This is a genomic window from Streptomyces sp. NPDC096205, assembly GCF_044763135.1.
Lineage (GTDB): Bacteria > Actinomycetota > Actinomycetes > Streptomycetales > Streptomycetaceae > Streptomyces.
The window spans coordinates 524,282-542,156 of record NZ_JBIWFS010000002.1 but is presented as its reverse complement, the minus strand read 5'-3'; the positions used below and the strand labels follow the sequence as shown (position 1 = coordinate 542,156).

General features: G+C 72.7%; 20 protein-coding genes. 8 read left to right on the top strand and 12 right to left on the bottom strand.

Annotated elements, in window-relative coordinates; translation table 11 throughout:
* Positions 1 to 24 precede the first annotated feature (24 nt).
* The 3 genes from ACIQ6Y_RS08875 to ACIQ6Y_RS08865 all read right to left on the bottom strand — a co-directional run bounded on the left by ACIQ6Y_RS08875 (position 25) and on the right by ACIQ6Y_RS08865 (position 3,624).
* Entirely contained in the window at positions 25 to 1,584 is a 1,560-nt protein-coding gene (locus ACIQ6Y_RS08875; RefSeq protein WP_404034649.1) for a DUF1996 domain-containing protein, read from the bottom strand.
* Positions 1,585 to 1,723: 139 nt separating this feature from the next.
* Positions 1,724 to 2,377, bottom strand: a complete 654-nt coding sequence (locus ACIQ6Y_RS08870; protein ID WP_404034647.1) for a LuxR C-terminal-related transcriptional regulator — start codon at positions 2,375 to 2,377, stop codon at positions 1,724 to 1,726.
* Positions 2,362 to 3,624: a sensor histidine kinase gene (locus ACIQ6Y_RS08865; RefSeq protein WP_404034645.1), complete on the bottom strand. Its 1,263-nt coding sequence runs from the start codon at positions 3,622 to 3,624 to the stop codon at positions 2,362 to 2,364. Before ACIQ6Y_RS08865 ends, ACIQ6Y_RS08870 begins: the two co-directional genes overlap by 16 nt.
* 210 nt (positions 3,625 to 3,834) lie before the next feature.
* Between ACIQ6Y_RS08865 and ACIQ6Y_RS08860 the strand changes: the two genes are divergently transcribed.
* Complete coding sequence (locus ACIQ6Y_RS08860) at positions 3,835 to 4,560, top strand: hypothetical protein (RefSeq protein WP_404034643.1); 726 nt, start codon at positions 3,835 to 3,837, stop codon at positions 4,558 to 4,560.
* Between the two features lie 3 nt (positions 4,561 to 4,563).
* On the opposite strand, the gene ACIQ6Y_RS08855 is transcribed toward ACIQ6Y_RS08860, so the two are convergent.
* Positions 4,564 to 5,418, bottom strand: a complete 855-nt coding sequence (locus tag ACIQ6Y_RS08855) for an alpha/beta fold hydrolase (RefSeq protein WP_404034641.1) — start codon at positions 5,416 to 5,418, stop codon at positions 4,564 to 4,566.
* Positions 5,419 to 5,486: 68 nt separating this feature from the next.
* Between ACIQ6Y_RS08855 and ACIQ6Y_RS08850 the strand changes: the two genes are divergently transcribed.
* From ACIQ6Y_RS08850 to ACIQ6Y_RS08835, 4 genes are all read left to right on the top strand, one after another.
* Positions 5,487 to 5,936: a MarR family winged helix-turn-helix transcriptional regulator gene (locus ACIQ6Y_RS08850; RefSeq protein ID WP_404034639.1), complete on the top strand. Its 450-nt coding sequence runs from the start codon at positions 5,487 to 5,489 to the stop codon at positions 5,934 to 5,936.
* A gap of 287 nt (positions 5,937 to 6,223) precedes the next feature.
* Entirely contained in the window at positions 6,224 to 7,255 is a 1,032-nt protein-coding gene (gene glnII, locus ACIQ6Y_RS08845) for a glutamine synthetase (RefSeq protein WP_404034637.1), read from the top strand.
* 408 nt (positions 7,256 to 7,663) lie between these two features.
* Complete coding sequence (locus ACIQ6Y_RS08840) at positions 7,664 to 8,236, top strand: winged helix-turn-helix domain-containing protein (RefSeq protein ID WP_404034635.1); 573 nt, start codon at positions 7,664 to 7,666, stop codon at positions 8,234 to 8,236.
* A 72-nt stretch (positions 8,237 to 8,308) separates the two neighbouring features.
* Entirely contained in the window at positions 8,309 to 9,310 is a 1,002-nt protein-coding gene (locus ACIQ6Y_RS08835) for an SDR family oxidoreductase (protein WP_404034633.1), read from the top strand.
* A gap of 48 nt (positions 9,311 to 9,358) precedes the next feature.
* Here ACIQ6Y_RS08835 and ACIQ6Y_RS08830 read toward each other — a convergent pair whose 3' ends face one another.
* Positions 9,359 to 9,721 carry an arsenate reductase family protein gene (locus ACIQ6Y_RS08830; protein ID WP_404034631.1) on the bottom strand — a complete coding sequence of 121 codons (363 nt, stop codon included), beginning with the start codon at positions 9,719 to 9,721 and terminating at the stop codon, positions 9,359 to 9,361.
* Between the two features lie 263 nt (positions 9,722 to 9,984).
* On the opposite strand from ACIQ6Y_RS08830, the gene ACIQ6Y_RS08825 reads away from it, so the two are divergent.
* Entirely contained in the window at positions 9,985 to 10,299 is a 315-nt protein-coding gene (locus ACIQ6Y_RS08825; protein ID WP_404034629.1) for a hypothetical protein, read from the top strand.
* A 47-nt stretch (positions 10,300 to 10,346) separates the two neighbouring features.
* On the opposite strand, the gene ACIQ6Y_RS08820 is transcribed toward ACIQ6Y_RS08825, so the two are convergent.
* Positions 10,347 to 11,534, bottom strand: a complete 1,188-nt coding sequence (locus ACIQ6Y_RS08820; protein WP_404036366.1) for a winged helix DNA-binding domain-containing protein — start codon at positions 11,532 to 11,534, stop codon at positions 10,347 to 10,349.
* Between the two features lie 126 nt (positions 11,535 to 11,660).
* The gene (locus ACIQ6Y_RS08815; RefSeq protein ID WP_404034627.1) at positions 11,661 to 12,413 is read right to left on the bottom strand and encodes an alpha/beta hydrolase; all 753 of its coding nucleotides are present in this window, start codon (positions 12,411 to 12,413) and stop codon (positions 11,661 to 11,663) included.
* 124 nt (positions 12,414 to 12,537) lie between these two features.
* Between ACIQ6Y_RS08815 and ACIQ6Y_RS08810 the strand changes: the two genes are divergently transcribed.
* Positions 12,538 to 12,819 carry a hypothetical protein gene (locus ACIQ6Y_RS08810; protein ID WP_404034625.1) on the top strand — a complete coding sequence of 94 codons (282 nt, stop codon included), beginning with the start codon at positions 12,538 to 12,540 and terminating at the stop codon, positions 12,817 to 12,819.
* Between the two features lie 137 nt (positions 12,820 to 12,956).
* On the opposite strand, the gene ACIQ6Y_RS08805 is transcribed toward ACIQ6Y_RS08810, so the two are convergent.
* From ACIQ6Y_RS08805 to ACIQ6Y_RS08785, 5 genes are all read right to left on the bottom strand, one after another.
* Positions 12,957 to 13,541 carry a hypothetical protein gene (locus ACIQ6Y_RS08805; RefSeq protein WP_404034623.1) on the bottom strand — a complete coding sequence of 195 codons (585 nt, stop codon included), beginning with the start codon at positions 13,539 to 13,541 and terminating at the stop codon, positions 12,957 to 12,959.
* Between the two features lies 1 nt (position 13,542).
* Complete coding sequence (htpX, locus tag ACIQ6Y_RS08800) at positions 13,543 to 14,457, bottom strand: zinc metalloprotease HtpX (RefSeq protein ID WP_404034621.1); 915 nt, start codon at positions 14,455 to 14,457, stop codon at positions 13,543 to 13,545.
* A gap of 72 nt (positions 14,458 to 14,529) precedes the next feature.
* Positions 14,530 to 15,939 carry a hypothetical protein gene (locus tag ACIQ6Y_RS08795; protein WP_404034619.1) on the bottom strand — a complete coding sequence of 470 codons (1,410 nt, stop codon included), beginning with the start codon at positions 15,937 to 15,939 and terminating at the stop codon, positions 14,530 to 14,532.
* Between the two features lie 86 nt (positions 15,940 to 16,025).
* A complete protein-coding gene (locus tag ACIQ6Y_RS08790) occupies positions 16,026 to 16,292 on the bottom strand; it encodes a hypothetical protein (RefSeq protein WP_404034617.1) in 267 nt (88 codons plus the stop codon).
* A gap of 85 nt (positions 16,293 to 16,377) precedes the next feature.
* On the bottom strand, positions 16,378 to 17,217 hold the full coding sequence (locus tag ACIQ6Y_RS08785; RefSeq protein WP_404034615.1) for an NAD(P)H-binding protein: 840 nt from the start codon (positions 17,215 to 17,217) through the stop codon (positions 16,378 to 16,380).
* A 142-nt stretch (positions 17,218 to 17,359) separates the two neighbouring features.
* Between ACIQ6Y_RS08785 and ACIQ6Y_RS08780 the strand changes: the two genes are divergently transcribed.
* The gene (locus ACIQ6Y_RS08780; protein ID WP_404034613.1) at positions 17,360 to 17,839 is read left to right on the top strand and encodes a MarR family winged helix-turn-helix transcriptional regulator; all 480 of its coding nucleotides are present in this window, start codon (positions 17,360 to 17,362) and stop codon (positions 17,837 to 17,839) included.
* Positions 17,840 to 17,875 lie beyond the last annotated feature (36 nt).

The following is a 17,875-nucleotide window of genomic DNA, read 5'->3' as shown; positions in this document are numbered from 1 at the left end:
CACCGCCCGCTTCTCGCGTACGCCTCAGCGGCAGCGTGCTCCGGAGTTGATGCACCGGACCACCTGGTTCATCAGGCCCTCGTCGAAGACGTTGATGAAGTCGTCGTGGTCGGTGATCGCCTTGTGCAGCTGCTCGGGGAAGCCGTCCACCGCGAACGCGTTCTGCACCTGGCCGTTCTCGATCACCGGCGCCTCGACGTCGTAGACGAGCCGCATGACGAGCTGCGGGATCGCCTGGAAGCCGTTCTGGCAGCGGCCGTCGCCGTCCGCGAACGCCACGTGCGTACGGTGGTTGGCGCTGTCGATGTTCTGGCCGTCCCAGCAGCTCTGGAACTTGAAGGTGCGCACCACGTCGCTGCCGTCGGGGCAGATCGGGTACTTGTCCTTCAGCTGCCGGTCCTCGAAGCCGGTGCAGCTCCAGGAGGCGTTGGCGTTGCCGGGGCCGTTGGTGAAGGCCTTGGCGTCGCCGGTGATGATCCGCAGGAACTTCGGCATCGCCACGACCTTGGACTTCGGGCTGCCGACGAACTTGATCTGCGCCTGCTTCGCTTGCAGGATCCGGCCGACGTTGCCCTCCTTTCCGCCGCCGTCGTTGTTCTGGTCGAAGTCCTGCGAGCCGTCCTGCACCCGCAGCACCGGCCAGTAGTACGAGGACTTGTCGCCCTGGTTGGCGCAGCTGGTGCCGGCGTCCGCGAACGTGTCGTTGTTCGCGAAGGCGTCGTTGGCCTGGTTGCCGACGTAGTCGTGCAGATGGTGGGCGCCGTTGCTGACGCCGGGCGCCACGATGACGTTGTCGGTGTTGAACTTCTTGTTCTCGTTCACACCGCACTTGCTGGTGAACGAGCCGGTGGAGGCGTTGCGGCCGCGGTCGACCTGCTGGACGTTGGGCTGGACCGTGGTGATGTCCACGAAGTCGTCGGCTACGGGGCCGTTGCCGGCCTGACCGCCGTTGCCGTTGCCGTTCCCGTTGTCCTGCTGGCCGTCGCCGTTGTCCTGCTGGCCGTCACCGTTCTGGTCCTGGCCGCCGTCCTGCTGCTGGCCGTCGTCCTGTTGCTGGTCACCGTCCTGTTGCTGACCGCCGTCCTGCTGGCCGTCGTTGGTCTGCGGCTGCTCCGAGGGGGCGGCGGTACAGCCGGACAGTCCGTCGAGGTCCTCGGGGGCGTCGCCGCCGACCCGGTCGATCTCCAGCTGGATGCGGTCGATGATCGCCTGGCGGCGGTCCTTCAGCGGCTGGAGGATGGCGTTCTGGACGAAGTTCGGGTCCCGCGTCTGCGCGTCCCGGGTGGTCGCCAGGCGCTGGTAGGCCTCGGTGATCTGCTCGTCCAGCGTGGCCAGCTCACCGTCGACCTCGCCGCGGGCGCGGTCCGGCACGTCGGAGAGCTGCTGGCCGACGTCGGGGCAGTCGATCGTGGCCACCTGCACCCCGGCCGCCTTCGTCCGGTCGGTCCAGGTGCTGTGGTCCTCGTGCGCCGAAGCGTAGAAGTTCGCCCAGATCAGCCCGCCCCCACCGAGCGCTAGGGCCGCCGATGCGGCTATGGCCTTGGTGGCCAGCGGCGTACGGCGTTTTCGTGTGTTGCGTCCCATGGAACTCCTCTGACTTCCTTGCGGGGCAGCATCGAGGCGCCCGACAGGAGTGAAGCGGCTCCGTTCCATACGGACGCGGTCCCACGGGTGTTCAAACGTCACAGAAATCAACACCCGCCAAGGAGCGGGGTGTTGAAGATCAGCGTTCCCGGTCCAGGAAGGCGAGGACGGCCAGCACCCGCCGGTTGTCGTCGTCGGAGACCTCCAGGCCGAGCTTGGCGAAGATGTTCGCCGTGTGCTTGGTGATGGCCCGCTCGGTCACGGTCAGCATGGCGGCGATCGCCGCGTTCGAGCGGCCCTGCGCCATCTGCTCCAGCACCTCCCGCTCCCGCGGGGTGAGCCGGGCCAGCGGCCGGTCCTCGCCCGAGCGGCGGGCCAGCAACTGCTGGATGACCTGCGGGTCCATCGCGGTGCCGCCCGCCGCGACCCGTCGTACGGCGTCCACGAACTGCTCCGCGTCGAACACCCGGTCCTTGAGCAGATAGCCCACGCCTCCGGCGCCGTCGGCGAGCAGCTCGCGCGCGTAGAGCTGCTCCACGTGCTGGGAGAGCACCAGCACCGGCAGTCCGGGCCGCTCGGCGCGGGCCCGCAGCGCGCACTGAAGTCCCTCGTCCGTGTGAGTCGGCGGCAGCCGTACGTCGACCACGGCCACGTCGGGCTGGTGCTCGCGCAGCGCGCGGTCCAGCTCCGGTCCGGTCTCGACCGCGGCGGCGATCTCGAAGTCGAAGGCTTCCAGCATCCGTACCAGGCCGTCGCGGAGCAGGAAGAGGTCCTCGGCTAGGACAACACGCAAGGGATCTCCATGGTCACCATCGTGGGACCGCCCGCGGGAGAGCTGACGGCCAGGACGCCGTCGAATGTACCCAGTCGCCGCTCGACCCCGGACAGCCCCGAACCGGCCCCGATCGACGCGCCACCGCGGCCGTTGTCGGTCACCGAGGCGAACAGCCGCCCCTCGCAGTGATAGAGGTCCACCCAGATCCGGTCGGCCTCGGCGTGCTTGACCGCGTTGGTGAGCAGCTCGCTGACCGCGAAGTACGCCGCCGACTCCACCGGCGCCTCGGGGCGCCCGGAGAGGTCCACGGTCACCTCCGTGGCGATCGGCATCCGCAGCGCCAACGCCCTTACGGCGTCGCCCAGTCCGCGCTCGGCCAGCACCGGCGGATGGATGCCGCGCACCAGGTCGCGCAGCTCGGCGAGGGCGTCCGCGGAGGACCGGCGGGCCTCGGCGAGCATCTCCTTCGCCTTCTCCGGATTCCTGTCCAGCAGTGCCTCGATGGTGCCCAGGTCCATGCCCATGGCGACCAGGCGAGCCTGGGCCCCGTCGTGCAGATCCCGTTCGATGCGGCGCAGTTCGGCCGCCGAGGCGTCGACGGCGTCGCGCCGGGTCTCGGTCAGCCGCTCGACCCTGCGGGTGAGTTCCTCGTGCGAGGGGGTGAGCACGCTCCGGGTGAGCGAGAAGTGCGCCTGGAGGAGGGCGGGCGCCCAGCGCAGCGCGACGGCCAGCCAGACCAGGCCCAGCAGCGGCGCGAGCAGCGCGGTCCCGGTGCCGGTCACGGGCAGGAAGGTGTACCAGTAGATGCCGCCGTCGTCCACGGTCGACTGCCACAGCCCCAGCGGCACGACCAGCCCCAGCAGGCCCTGCACCAGCAGCGCCGGCGCCAGGATGGCGAGCCCCGCCCCGGCCAGCACGTCCACGCACAGCCAGCGCAGATCCCGCCAGGTCCCGGGGTCCCGCAGCAGCGCGTACGTCAGCTCGGCCCGGCCCATGATCCCGGGCCGGGGCTTCGGCGGCTCCGCGTACCGCGCGGGGATCTGCACCCCGCCCCACTCCTCGGCCAGCTCTCGCCGCTTCTCGGCGTACGCCCGGACCGCGGTCAGCACGGTGGGCAGGGCCAGCACCCCGATCCCGAGCGGGATGTAGACGATCGACACCACGGTCAGCACGGTGAGCGCGATCGAGGCCGTCCACCCCATCACCGCAAGCCCCAGCCCCTGCGCCCCGGCCACCAGCACGTCCCGTGCCTTCGCCACCGCCATGACCCCCACCTCTCTGTGACCGGGGTCCAGTCTGGCCGAATCCCTGCGGGAGATCACGGGGGCGAGGGCCCGATCAGGGGGTGGTGCCAGCTACACCGTCCCACCGCTCTGTGACGCAGGTTACGCCGGGCCGCGTCCGTGACCACTGAGTAACTCCGTTCGGGATCTCGTACATAGCGGCGACCTCTCCCCGACTCCCAGGAGGCGCGCATGTCGCGTAGGAGGACTCTCAGTACGAGGAAAAAGCTGGCGCTGCTGGTGAGCGCGGCCACGGTGGCGGGAGGCGGTGCCTTCGTCATGGCGAGCACCTCCAACGCCGCGCAGTCGGCGGCGGACTCGACCGTCTGCCAGGGCCTCGCCACCGCGCTCGGCAACAACGAGCGGTTCATCGAGGGCCAGCGGGCGAATCCCGACGCCCAGTCGGCGGCGCGGATCGCCAACCGCGAGGCCGTCATCGAGCAGATCAACAAGCAGCAGGAAGCGGCCGGATGCACCGTTGGGGAGTCGGCTCAGGGCTCCCAGGCGGGACAGAACGGCGAGCAGGGCCAGCAAGGACAGGGGCAGCAGGGGCAGCAGGGGCAGCAGGGGGGCGGCGCAGAGCAGTCCGCGCCGCCCGCCGAGGCATCGCAACCGCCCGCCGAGGCGTCACAACCCCCCGCTGACGCCTCCGAGCCGCCCGCGGCCTCCGGTCAGCAGGTCTGCAACGGCTCCACCGTCACCCTCTCCGGAGAGGGCGGCGCCCCGGCCGCGTCCAGCAACCAGTTCCCGGCCGGTACGAAGCTGAAGGTGACCAACCTCGACAACGACAAGTCCACGACCGTCGAGGTCACCTCGGTCTCCGGCAGCTGCGTGCTGCTGAACAACTCCGCCTTCGAGCAGGTCCGCGAGCCCGGCAAGTTCCTGATCCGCCGGGCCCTGATCGAGAAGGTGGGGTGAGGCTCAGGCCGACAGGAAATCGCTGAGGCGGCCCGCCAGGGACTCCGGCGCGGACTGCGGCAGCGCGTGATGGGAGACGTCCGCCAGGACCTCGACCTCGGCGCGCGGCAGCAGTCCGGCCGCCCGGGCCGCCACCCCGGACGGGTCATGGGTCCTGCTGTTCGCGGCCACGAGCAGCAGGACCGGCACGTCCAGGGCGCGCAGTCCCTCGGGTGCGGGCCGCGGTCCGGTCACCGGCTTCGCGGAGGGGAAGCCGGCGGCCGCCTCCTGGAGCCGCAGCCAGTCGGGATCCAGTACGGCCCCGGCGGTCTCCCACTCCAGGAAGGCCCGCACCCGGCGCGGCGAGGGCCACAGCAGCATCGGCGCGGCCCGCAGCAGGTACGCCGCCTTGAACCCGGCGAAACATCCCGTCGGGTCCAGGAGGAACAGGCGGCGGACCCGCGCGGGCGACCGCAGCGCGTGGTGCAGGGCGATCCAGGCGCCGTAGGAGTGCCCGCCCACGTCGGCCACGTCGATGCCGAGCCCGTCGAGCAGCGCGTCCAGCCAGGCCGTGAGGTCGGCGACCGAACGGAGGGGACGGTCGCCGCTCCGCGCGCTGCGCCCCGGCGCGCCGACCAGGTCGACGGCGTGCACCCGGTGCGTGCGGGCCAGCTCGCCCACCTGCGCGTACCAAGAGGCGGAGGTCGCGCCCCCGCCGCCCGGCAGCAGCACGAGCGCGGGCCCGTCGGCGGGGCCGCAGACATGGACGTACGTCGTCCCGTACGGCGTGGGCACCTCGACCGCCTCCCGCCCGGCCGGCCACTTCGCCGTGACCTTGTCGTACGCGGAGAAGAACCCGTCGATGTCGTACGTACCCATGGCGTCCCCTTATTATCTCGTTCAGCGAGATTGTCGTGGAGCGAGATGATAGCCGGAGGAGACGCGGGATGCGGGAGCAGGGACCGGAGCTGGAGATCGTCCATCTGCTGCGTGCGGTGACGCTCGAACTCGGGCAGCACAGCGCCCGGTTCGCGAACCGCAACGACATGCACCCCACCGACGTACGGGCCCTGATCGCCCTCATGGACGCCGCCCGGGCCGGCGAGGAGATGACCGCGGGCCGGCTCGGTGCCGCGCTGGGCCTGAACTCCGCCGGTACGACGGCCCTGGTCGACCGCCTGGAGCGGGCCGGGCACGTCCGCCGGGTGCGCGGCGCGCGGGACCGGCGCCAGGTCGTCGTCCAGGTCGAGGAGCGCGCCGTCGAGCTGGGCTGGGCGTTCTTCGGCCCGCTGATCGGGCGGGCGGTGGAGCTGCTGCGGGAGTGCGACGACAAGGAGCTGGCGGCCATCCGCCGCTTCCTGGGCGGCGTACGGGACGCGGCGGCCGAGGCGGAGTGACGGCCTCGCCCTCGCAGCGAGCCGTGCATTCCCCTCGCATACGAAGGCCCGCCGCGGGCCCCTCTTGCGGCTGCGAATCGGCAGGGCCGCGGCGCCCCGCACACGGCGCCGCCTCACGACGTGAGACAGGACACACCAACACCAGGTAACACGGGGTTCACATTCGAGCAATGACCGGGAAATCGCCTGTTGACAGGCTGCCGGGCATCGACGGCGGCGCTCCGGTGCCGCAGCGCCGCAGCAGCACCCGCAAGTGCGCCTAGACCCACCCCCGAAGGAAGTGGCCCGTGACCTTCAAGGCTGAGTACATCTGGATCGACGGCACCCAGCCGACCGCCAAGCTCCGCTCCAAGACCAAGATCATCACGGGCTCGCCCGCCGGTCTGGACGCGCTGCCGATCTGGGGCTTCGACGGGTCCTCCACGAACCAGGCCGAGGGCCACGCCTCGGACCGCGTCCTCAAGCCGGTCTTCACCTGCCCGGACCCGATCCGCGGCGGCGACGACATCCTCGTGCTCTGCGAGGTCCTGAACATCGACATGACGCCGCACGAGTCCAACACCCGTGCCGCGCTCGCCGAGGTCGCCGAGCGGTACGCCGCCCAGGAGTCGATCTTCGGCATCGAGCAGGAGTACACCTTCTTCGACGGCGCCCGCCCGCTCGGCTTCCCCGAGGGCGGCTTCCCGGCCCCGCAGGGCGGTTACTACTGCGGTGTCGGCGCCGACGAGATCTTCGGCCGCGAGATCGTCGAGAAGCACCTCGACAACTGCCTCGCCGCCGGCCTCGGCATCTCCGGCATCAACGCCGAGGTCATGCCCGGCCAGTGGGAGTTCCAGGTCGGCCCGCTGGCCCCGCTGGAGGTCTCCGACCAGCTGTGGGTGGCCCGCTGGCTGCTCTACCGCACCGCCGAGGACTTCGGCATCTCCGCCACCCTCGACCCCAAGCCGGTCAAGGGCGACTGGAACGGCGCCGGTGCGCACACCAACTTCTCCACCAAGGCGATGCGCGAGAACTACGACGCGATCATCATCGCCGCCGAGTCGCTCGGTGAGGGCTCCAAGCCGCTCGACCACGTCAAGAACTACGGCGCCGGCATCGACGACCGTCTGACCGGTCTGCACGAGACTGCCCCGTGGGACAAGTACTCCTACGGCGTCTCCGACCGTGGTGCCTCGGTCCGCATCCCGTGGCAGGTCGAGAAGGACGGCAAGGGCTACATCGAGGACCGCCGCCCGAACGCCAACGTCGACCCGTACGTCGTGACGCGTCTGCTCGTCGACACCTGCTGCGCCGCCCTGGAGAAGGCCGGCCAGGTCTGAGCCACGGCTCGCATTCTCTGAAGGGGGCGTCCACCGCGAGGTGGACGCCCCCTTCCGCATGCGCCGAAGGGAGTTGGCGGCAGGGGTCCGGGCCGCCGGGCGGGCGTCCGGTACGTGAGAGGAGGGTCCTCGGCGGGCGCTGCGTCTGCTTCAATATGGGCATGGCCAGCTTCCAGAAGTGCAGCGCGACGGGTCGCCATGACCTCGAGCCCTTCTGGCCTTCCCGTCAGCACCACGACTTCGACCGGGTGTGTTGCCGCGCGACGAACGCGCGGGCCCTCTAAAGCCGTACACCCACCCGGCCTTCGGCCCAGCGCGCCACGACGTACGTCCCTCGACGAGCCCGACCACGACCTCGCGGCCGTCGATCCTCCTGACGAACCTCTCGCGCGAAAGAGCTGACGTCTCATGGCGACCACCCGTTCCCTGTCCCCGCTTTCCACCCTTCCGGCCCCCGAGCCCGACCCCGCCGAGCCTCCGGCGCGGCACCGGCTGCGTGCCGTCGGCCCGGACGAGGTGCCCGACCTCGCGGACTTCCTGCCGCCGGGCGCCACCTGGCTGCCGGCCCCCCAGCACACCCTGCCGACCCTCCCGGGCCGCCCCCCGATGGTCGGCTACCTCGTGCTCGTCCCGGCCGACCAGCAGCCGCCGCTGCCCGCCGAGCCGGCGGTCGCGGACGGCGGCGCGACCTCCGTGGTCCGCATCGACCCGGTGCAGCGCACGGCCGAGGTGGCGGGGCGCGAACTCGACCTGACCTACCTCGAGTTCGAGCTGCTGGCCCACCTGGTCGCCCACCCGAACCGGGTCCACACCCGCGACCACCTGGTCACCACGGTGTGGGGGTACGGCCATGTCGGCGACGGCCGCACGGTCGACGTCCACATCGCCCGGCTGCGCCGCAAGCTGGGCGCCGAGTACCGCCAGGCGATCCAGACCGTGCGCCGGGTGGGCTACAAGTACACGCCGCCGACCGCGCACTGAACCGTACGAGCCGTTCTGCCGACGGCTAAGCGCGCTTCCCACGGCCGACCCGCAGCGGGCAGAGTCACCTGCATGAGACTTCTGGTGCTGGGTGGTTCGCACTTCGTCGGACGGGCCGTCGTGGAGGCCGCGCTCGGGCGCGGCTGGGAGGTGACGGTGTTCAACCGGGGGCGGGAGACACCCGTCCCCGGCGTACGGCCGCTGATCGGCGACCGCACCGCACCCGGCGGCCTGGACGCGCTGGCCGAGGGCGAGTGGGACGCGGTCGTCGACACCTGGTCGGCCGCGCCCCGCGCCGTACAGGACACGGCCCGGCAGCTGCACGGGCGCGTGGGCCGGTACGTGTACGTGTCGAGCTGCTCGGTGTACGCCTGGGCCCCGCCCGCCGGCTACACCGAGGACGCGCCCCTCGTCGAGGGCGCCGCCCCGGACGCCGGGCAGACCGACTACGCGCACGACAAGCGCGGTGCCGAACTGGCCGTCGTCCAGACCTTCGGCACGGACGCCGCCCTGCTTGTGCGCGCGGGCCTGATCCTCGGCCCGTACGAGAACATCGGCCGGCTGCCCTGGTGGCTCACCCGGCTCGCCCGGGGCGGTCCCGTCCTGGCGCCCGGCCCCCGGAACCTGCCGATCCAGTTCATCGACGTCCGCGACCTCGCCGACTGGACGCTCGGCGCCGTCGAGCGCGAGCTGAGCGGGCCGTACAACCTCATCAGCCCCCAGGGGCACGCCACGATGGGCGCCCTGCTGGAGGCCTGCCGGAACGTCACCGGCGGGACGGCGGAGCTCCGCTGGACCGACCCCTCGGTCGTCCTCGACGCGGGCATCGAGCCCTGGACCCAACTCCCCGTCTGGGTCCCGCCGGACACCGACCTGCACGAGGCCCTCCACCGCGCCGACGTCTCCCGCGCCGTCGCCACCGGGCTGACCTGCCGCCCCGTCACCGACACGGCCGCCGACACCTGGGCCTGGCTGAACTCCATCGGCGGCAGCGCCCCCCAGCGCCCGGACCGGCCGGCGGTCGGGCTGGACCCGGCGCTGGAGGCGAAGGTGCTGGAGGCCGGGAACGGCTGACTGGGACGCGACTGCGAGCGCCCGCCGCGGGAGGCGTCGGCGCGGACGTCACTTACGCGTCAGCGCGTCCCGCACGGCGTCGTCGGTACGGCCCACCACGGCCGTACCGTCGTCCGCGGTGATGATCGGCCGCTGGATCAGCTTCGGATGCGCCGCGAGCGCCGCGATCCACCGCTCCCGCGAGGCCTCGTCGCGCGCCCACTCCTTCATCCCCAGCTCCTTCGCGTCCGCCTCCTGCGTCCGCGTGATGTCCCACGGCTCCAGCCCGAGCCGCTCCAGCACCGCCCTGATCTCGTCCTCGCTGGGCACGTCCTCCAGATACCGGCGGACGGTGTAGTCGGCACCCTCGGCGTCGAGCAGGCTGATGGCGCTACGGCACTTGGAACAGGCGGGGTTGATCCAGATCTCCATGGCGTACACGGTACGCGGGCCGCGCAGACCGTGTCCGTGGCGTCGCCCGGCGGGCCCGCTGTTCGAATTTCGGCGGTGTCGCCTGCCTCTCCTGGGGCGGGTGTGACACCCCGCCAATTTCTGTGCTCACCTGGGCATTTGGCGGCCTGACGGCCACCCCGATTGTCAGTGCCCCGCAGTAGAATGGAGGCAGTGTTCGAGGGTGTTGCCGAGGCCGCCGGATGGCCACGGCGAGGCGCCCCGACCGCGACAGGAGGATGCCCGTGCCCGCTGCCGCACTGAAGACGAAGCCGCTGCCGACCCAGTCCACCGCGAAGCGTCCCGTTCTGCTCGACCTGCCGTACGCGCCCGTGCACAAGCGGCCGCTGCCGCCCGGCCGGCCGCGCGAGTGGTACGTCTCGCACAACCGCCGCCTGAAGGCGATGCGCCTCGCCATCGCCCTGCTCGACTCGGGCGTCTACGTCCCCCAGCAGGCCCGCAACGAGACCATACGCAGCGCCGCCGAGCAGATCGGCGTGCACCCGCCGTCCGACACGACCTGCCACATGGTCCGGGCGTTCCTGCGCTACAACCGGTGACCTGACCACGCCGGGTGCCCGCCCGCCAGGGCACGGCACCCGGCTCCTCAGCCCGCCAACTCCCGCTCCAGCGGCGTACGGAAGCGCGGGGTCAGGCGCGTGCCGCCGACCCAGCCGCGCAGCCGCTCCGCCTCCGCCGCGATCGCCGCCTCGGCCTCCCGGCCCACACCGTCGCCGCCGAGGAGGCGCCAGACGATCTCGCCGTCGGGCCGCTGCGCCCAGCCGCCGACGACCCGGCCGTCCCACCACACCGTAGGGCCGACATTGCCGCTGCGGTCGAAGAGGGCCGCTCTCAGCTCCGGCGCGAGATACCAGTCCCGCTGCTGCCAGGCCATCGCCGTCGGGTCCAGCGCGGGCAGCAGCGCCGCCCACGGCTCCGCCGCACCGCCGGTCACCGGCTCGGTGTCACCGGCGGCCACGAAGCCGGTGCCCTCGGCCAGCCCGACCTCCTGCGCCCCGATCGCGGCCAGGGCCCGCCGTACGTCGGTGACCTTCCAGCCCGTCCACCACTTCAGGTCCGCCTCCGTGGCCGGGCCGCAGCAGGTCAGCCAGCGCTCCAGCAGCTCCGCCTGTGCGGCGGCCTCTTCCAGCTCGGGGTGCGGGGGAGCGGGTGCCCAGCGGAACTGGTTCGACGTCCACGAGCCCAGCGGGCGGCCCCGCACCACCTTGCCCTCCGTACCCAGCACCCTGAGCAGCTGGGTCGAGACCGTGTGGACGCCCTCGTAGCTCTTCCCGGCCGCGTACACGTACTGCTCCCGCAGCCGCGGCTCGTCCGCCGCCAGCTCGGCCGCCGTCGCCTGGCCCCGCCGCTCCAGCGCGGCCAGCGTCGCCGCCTCCACCTCCGCCAGCCACGCCGCGTCCGGCGCGCCGGCCGCCGCCATGTTCTTCAGCAGCCCGGCCCGCTCCTTCGCGGCCACCGCCAGGCCCGTCGACGCGTGCACCACCGCCGTCAGCTCCGCCGGGAACACGAACACCGTGCGCCGCATGCCGTGCATCCGCACCAGCGAACGGTCCTCGTACAGTGCCCGCTCCGTGTCCGCCACCGTCTTGCCCGGCTCCACGAGGCGCGCCCCCACCGCCAGGAACACCGTGGCCGGGTCCGTGCCGTGCAGCGCCACCAGCGACCCGGCGACCTCCTCAGGGCTCTGCGCCCGCGCCCCGCCCGCCAGCCGGTGCCGCACCCCCAGACGTACCCGCCGCTCCTCCGCCCCGACGAACCGCAGCCCAGCACCCATCCCGACCTCGCCCTCCCCGCCGTACGGAACCGCTCGTGTCTCCATCTTGGCGCGCCCCACTGACAATGCGGCGAGCTCAGTGGCCAGGGGGACGCCCAGGACCGTACGGTCGCCGACTGGCGGGAGCTACTTGGCCACCCACGCGCGGGTCGCAGCCAGGCCGCCCTCGGTCAGGCCACTCAGCAGGGACGTCACCAGCTCCCGCCGGTCCTCGGCGTGGTCGCGCAGCCACATGCCGAGGAAGTGGTCGGCGTCGGGCAGGTCGAGGCGGCTGAACCGGGCGCGCATGCTCAGCGCGTCCTGGACCGCCTCGGTCACCGCCGGCGGGATGACGTGGTCCGTGCCCGGCACCACCAGCACCGCGCGGCCCTCGTACGCCCGCAGCGCCGCGAGTGCGGCCGAGTCGCGCCAGCCCTCCGGCCGGCGGATGAGCGCGCTGAACCGTCCGTCGCCCTGCCCGAACGGGACGTCCCACGCCTCGGCGGCGTACACGGCGGGCGCGCACAGCCCGAGGGCCGCGACCCGGTCGCCGTAGTGGGCGGCGAGGTCGGCGACCGTCTGCCCGCTCATGCTGAACCCCACGGGGATCAGCGGCCGGCCCGCGGGCACCTGGGCGTCGATCACCGCGACCGCCTGCTCGAAGCGCCGCCGCAGGCTCAACTCGGCGAGGTCACCGGTGCTTTCGCCGTGCCCGGAGAAGTCGAAGGCGATCGCGCCGCAGCCGTGGGCCGCGAACTCGCCGAGCAGCGGCAGCAGTCGCTCCTTGCTGCCCTTGCCCGCGCCGTGCAGCAGCACGGCCGTGGCGGTCGTACCAGCGCTGTAGGCGCCGCTGAGGCGTTCACCGTCGAAGTCCTGCGTGAAGAAAGTCGGTTCACTCATGGGCCCCATTGGATCAGGCCGCCGCCGGAAAAGGAGATGCACCCGCGGTGACCGGCTTCCTACGCTGGTAGCGCGTCGTCAAGGACGCAGACCCACACATCCACCTACACGGAAGACACCAGTCATGAGGAATCTCATCATGGCCGGAACCGTGGTCCTGGTGGTCCTGGGATTCGGTGACCACGTCTGGTGGCTGGCAGCCGTCGCCCTGCTCTACCTGTACGCGCAGTACGGGCGGGGCTCGTCCGCGGCGGCCCGGGGCGGGACCCCCACGGGTTCGGCCACGGGCCCTGCGCCCGCCACCTACCAGGCATACCGGGCCCGCCGTGACCAGCAGGCCAAGTGGGAGCGCCGCTACCGCAGGGAGCGCCCCCAGGAGGCCCGTCGCCAGGAGCGCGGCAAGTAGACCGGCCCGCCGCCGTAAAGCGGCCGGAGGCTGTAGACCGGCCGCCGCCGTAGAGCGGCCGGCGGCCGTGCACCGGCCCGCCGCCGTGGGGCGGCACCCACCGACCCGACCCACCCACGACACGGAGCTCCCGGGCGTCACAGCCCGGGGGCTCCCCACAGCGGGAACCAGCGTCCGAGGTCCTGCTCGATGCGCAGGTCGCCCTCCAGTGCCGCCCGCACCCGCAGCTCCAGCGCGTTGTCCCGCCGCTCGGCCGTGCCCGGCAGCGGCGCGAAGGGGTAGAAGGTGCCGCGCTTGTAGAGGTAGACCAGCGCGAGGCCGCGGCCGTCCCCGTCCCGGAAGCCCGCCAGCGAGCACAGCAGCTGCGGGCCGAAGCCGTCGACCTCCAGGGAACTGTTCACCGCGTGCAGATCGTTGACGAGCTGGGGCAGCTCGTCGGGGGAGCGGCGCGAGATCAGCCAGGAGTAGCCGTAGGCGTCCTCCTCCAGCTCCACCGGCGGCCCCTCCCGTCCCGCGTCCGCGTCCAGCAGCGCCCGTATCTCGCGGTGCGTCTGCTCGAAGGCGGCGCCTTCGACGGTCGCGAAGCACACGGCGCCCTGCCCGGTCGGCGTGAATCCGGCCGTGACCTCCAGCGTGACCGCCGCCGACGGCAGCGCGAACAGCTGGTCCAGATCCGGCTCGACGGGCTTCGTACGGCCGAGAAGGATGTCCAGCAGCCTCATCTCAGCCGGCCCTCCCCGGCTCGGCTGCCTCGCCCAGCTCACCAGAGATCCGGCCCAGTTGTTCGAGCCGCTGCTCCAGGGAGGGATGCGTGGAGAACAGCCGCGCGAGGCCGGAGCCGGCCGCCGGGGTGAAGTAGAAGGCGTTGAAGGCCTGGACGGTCCGCAGGTCCTTCGCCGGGATCCGCGCGATGTCGCCGGTCACCTTCGTCAGTGCCGACGCCAGCACCGACGGCCGCCCCGTGAGCAGCGCCGCCGCCCGGTCCGCGGCGAGCTCCCGGTACCGCGACAGGGCCCGGATCAGCAGGAAGCTGAGCGCGTACACGGCGGCGGACACGCCCAGCACCGCGGCGAGGACGACGGCGGTGTTCTGATCCCTGCGCCCGCCACCGAACATCTGCGAGTAGAAGGCGAACCGCACGATCAGCCCCGCGAGCACACCCAGGAAAGACGCCACCGTGATCACGGCCACGTCCTTGTGCGCCACATGCGACAACTCGTGCGCGAGCACCCCCTCCAGCTCGGCCGGCTCCAGCCGCCGCAGCAGCCCCGTCGTCACACACACCACCGCGTGATCGGCGTTGCGCCCTGTCGCGAACGCGTTCGGCATGTCCATCGCCGACACCGCGACCACCGGGCGCGGCATGTCCGCCAGCGCGCACAACCGGTCCACGACCGCGTGCAGCTCGGGCCACTCCTCCCGCTGCACCACCCGCCCGCGCATCGCGTACAGCGCGATCCGGTCCGAGAACCAGTACTGCGCCCCCAGCAGCCCCGCCGCGACCACCACGACCAGCACCCACGACTTCAGCAACACGATCAGCGCGCCCACGAAGGCGACATACAGCAGCCCCAGCAGGAACAGCGTGACCGCCATCCGCGCGGTCAGCCCCCGGTCACCGCGAAATCGACTGCGCACGGCCCATCACCCCAGACACAGGCACCGGCCCCTGTGCCCCAGTGTGCACCCGCCGCAAGCCCATGGGCCTCCTCAGTACGGCAGCCCGGCCGCCCGTCGCAGCTGCCCGAAGTAGTACGCGTCGCTGAACAGATGCCGGGCCCGGTCCAGCAGCTCGCCCACCGCCGGGTCCCCGAACCGTACGTCCGCCTCCGGCCGCCAACCGCGCACGGACTGCCGGGCCCTCAGACGCAGCTTGAGGTCCGTGTCGTCCACGAGCGCCACCGCCGCCCGCAGCCGCACGAGCCCGCCCCGCGCGCCGAGCAGCCGGAACGCGGCCACGCGCTGGTGCCGGGGCCGTCCGGCCTCGAGGCGCTGGGCCAGCCACGCCTCGGGCAGAGCCGCGGCGGACGGCAGCAGCGCGAGGACCGTCTCGCGTACGACCCCCGGGGCGGGGTCGTCCAGCAGCGGCCTCAGCCGTGCCGCGTCCGCCACGTCCAGCATCCGCAGTCCCGCCACGGCCCGCGCCCGCACCCGGGCCTCCGGGTGCCCGAGCAGCGGCCACAGCAGAGCGGCGTCCGTCCGCTGTCCGCACTCGGCGAGCCCGATCACCGCACCCGCCGGCACGTCCTGCGGCCGCGCACACCGCTCCCGGTACCACGCGAGCGGGTCGTCCCCGCCCTGTCGTACGACATACCGAGCACAGGCCCTGACCAGCGCCGACCGGTCGGCGAGGAACCCCGCCGCCGCCTCGGGCCGCCCGGCCGCCCGCAGCGCGGTGACCCCGGCCGCCCGTGCCTGCGTGTTCCGCGCCCCGAGCAGCTCCGGCAGGACGTCGTCGTACGCCCCGCCGCGCACCACGGCGGCCAGGGCCGCGTCCGCGCACAAGCGCTGTACGACGATGTCGCCGTCGCGCGCCGCGACGCGGGCCAGCTCGGCGGGGGAGAGGAGCCCTTCCGCCACGGCGAGCCGCAAGGCGAAGCGCCGCACCGCCCGGTCCGCGTCGGCGTACAGCGGCTCCAGCAGTCCGCCGGGCGCGTGCCGCAGCAGTTCCCCGAGCAGCCGCACGGCATACCCGCCGTGCTTGCGCCGGCCCAGCCGCAGGACGAGGGCCGCGAGCGTGACCGCGCCTGCCGCGTCGAGCCGCTCCTCCAGCAGCCGCCGGGCCCGCTCGCGTACGGGCTCCGCCCAGTCGGCACTGCGGATGACGACCAGCGGCAGCAGCTCGGGATGGTCCCCCGCCCTGTCCAGCGCGGCCTCGCGGATCCGGCCGTCCGGGTGGCACAGGGCGAGGGCCAGCTCGGACTCGGTGAGCTGCTGAACGCGCCGCAGACGGCCTCTTCCGGACCGGGCGGGCAGCAGCGCCGGCGGGACGTGGCCGCGCACCCCCAGGTCGAAGGCGGTCCACCCACCCGGGTCGGTGACGTCCAGCGCCTCACGCAACGGCAGGCCCTCGGCGAGCAGCATCGCGCCCACTCCGCCGATCCAGATCTCCTCGCTCACCGGGCCGCCCCCTCGGTCTCCCGCCCATCCGGCGATGGTAGGGCCCGGGTCGGCGGCCGGTCGCGTGAGATTCGAGGCGGGACGGCTCAGTACGGCGAGCGCGTGTTGAGGTACCCGATCACCACGATCACCAGCACCACGCAGCCGAGGACCACGGCCGTGGAGACCCAGGAGGAGCGGCGCGGGCCGGAGGTGGTGGGGTCGGCGCGGAAAGGGACCGGGCCGGGCGGGTTCTGCTTCCAGCGGGCCGCGAGCATACGGGCCCGGGCGGAGGGTTCCTTGTGCTCGGCGGAGTCCGCCCAGCGCAGGTCGTACTCGCGCTCCTGGTTGTCGTCGTGGTCGTGCGTCGGCATCTACGGCCCCCCGTGTCGCCTCGGACGAAGGAATCTGTGTCCCATAGAACATACGCCCGATGACGCGCCGTCGGTTCAGGGGCCGTCAGCTTCGGGTGAAGGCTGCCGCGTTCTCGACGGCCCACTGGCGGAAGGTGCGGGCGGGCCGGCCGAGGAGGCTGTCGGTGGTGTCGTGGACGACCGCGGGGGTGCCGTCGGCGGCCGCCCAGAAGTTCAGCAGGGACGTCACCATCGGCGCGGGCATGTGCGCGCCCATCTGCCGCTCGGCCTCGGCGCGGCTGATCCGCTCGACCGGGATCTCCCGGCCGAGGACGTCGGCGAGGACGGCGAGCTGGGCGCGGAAGGTCAGCGACTCGGGGCCGGTCAGGGTGACCGCGCGGCCGGTGAGGGAGGAGCCGGTCAGTGCCTCCACGGCGATGTCGGCGATGTCCTCGGGGTGGATCGGCGCGAGCTGGGCGTCGGGATAGGCGAGCTGGATCGGGCCCTGGCCGAGAGCGTACGCCCAGCTCAGGGCGTTGCTGGCGAAGGCGTCGGGGCGCAGGAGGGTGCAGGTGGGAGCGGCGTCGGCGAGGGCGCGCTCGACCAGCAGGCTGTGGCGCGCGAGCGGGTCGTGCTCGGCGTCCGGGCCGAGGACGGAGGCCGAGGAGAGCAGCACGATGTGCTCCACGCCCATGGCCTCGGCGGCCTTGACCAGGTCGTGGACACCGGCGGGCTCTGGATAGAGGAGGACCTGGCGGACCCCGCTCAGCGCGGTGTCGAGGCCCGCGGGCCGGTCCAGGGCCAGCTCGGTGACCTCGACGCCGGCCGGGACGGTGAGCTCGGCGGGGCGGGCGCTGGCGGCGCGCACCGGAAGCCCGGCGGAATGCAGGCGGGCGAGGACCGACCGGGCGATCTGGCCGCGGGCGCCGGTGATGAGCGTGGTCATGAGAGAACTCCCCGTTCGTAGGACGCCGGGAAGGGGACAGCGGACAGCCCCCATGACCCGGCGAAGACATATGCATGATTACATGCACACGTTTTCAGGTCAACACATGTCTTCATGGGGGTACATAGGTAGGCTGCGGCCCATGACGAAGCACGAACCTGAAACGGCCGACGAGCTGCTGGACGCCGTCGGCCCCGCGTTCGGGAAGCTGCGCCGCTCCTCGCTCCTGGAGGTCGAGAACCCGATCTCCCAGAAGGACCTCGGCCGCACCCTGGTTCTCAACATCGTCCTGGAGGCCGAGCAGCGCGGCACCGGCGAAGTCACGGTCGGCGCCGTGGCCGAGCACCTGGGCGTGGACCCCTCCGTGGCCAGCCGCATGGTGTCCGACTGCATCTCCGCCGGCCACCTGGTCCGCGCCGCCTCCCAGCAGGACGGCCGCCGCACGGTCCTCCACCTCAGCCCCGAGGGCGTGGAGCTGATGGTCCGCTTCCGCCGGCACCAGCGCTCCGCCTTCGAGCAGATCACCGCGGACTGGCCGCAGCAGGAGCGCGTCGAGTTCGCGCGGCTGATGCTGAAGTACGTCGCCGCGCAGGAGGCCCTCCGGCGGGGAGCCACCGCCTGAAACGGCCGAAACGGCCTGAAACGAAGGAGGCCGCCA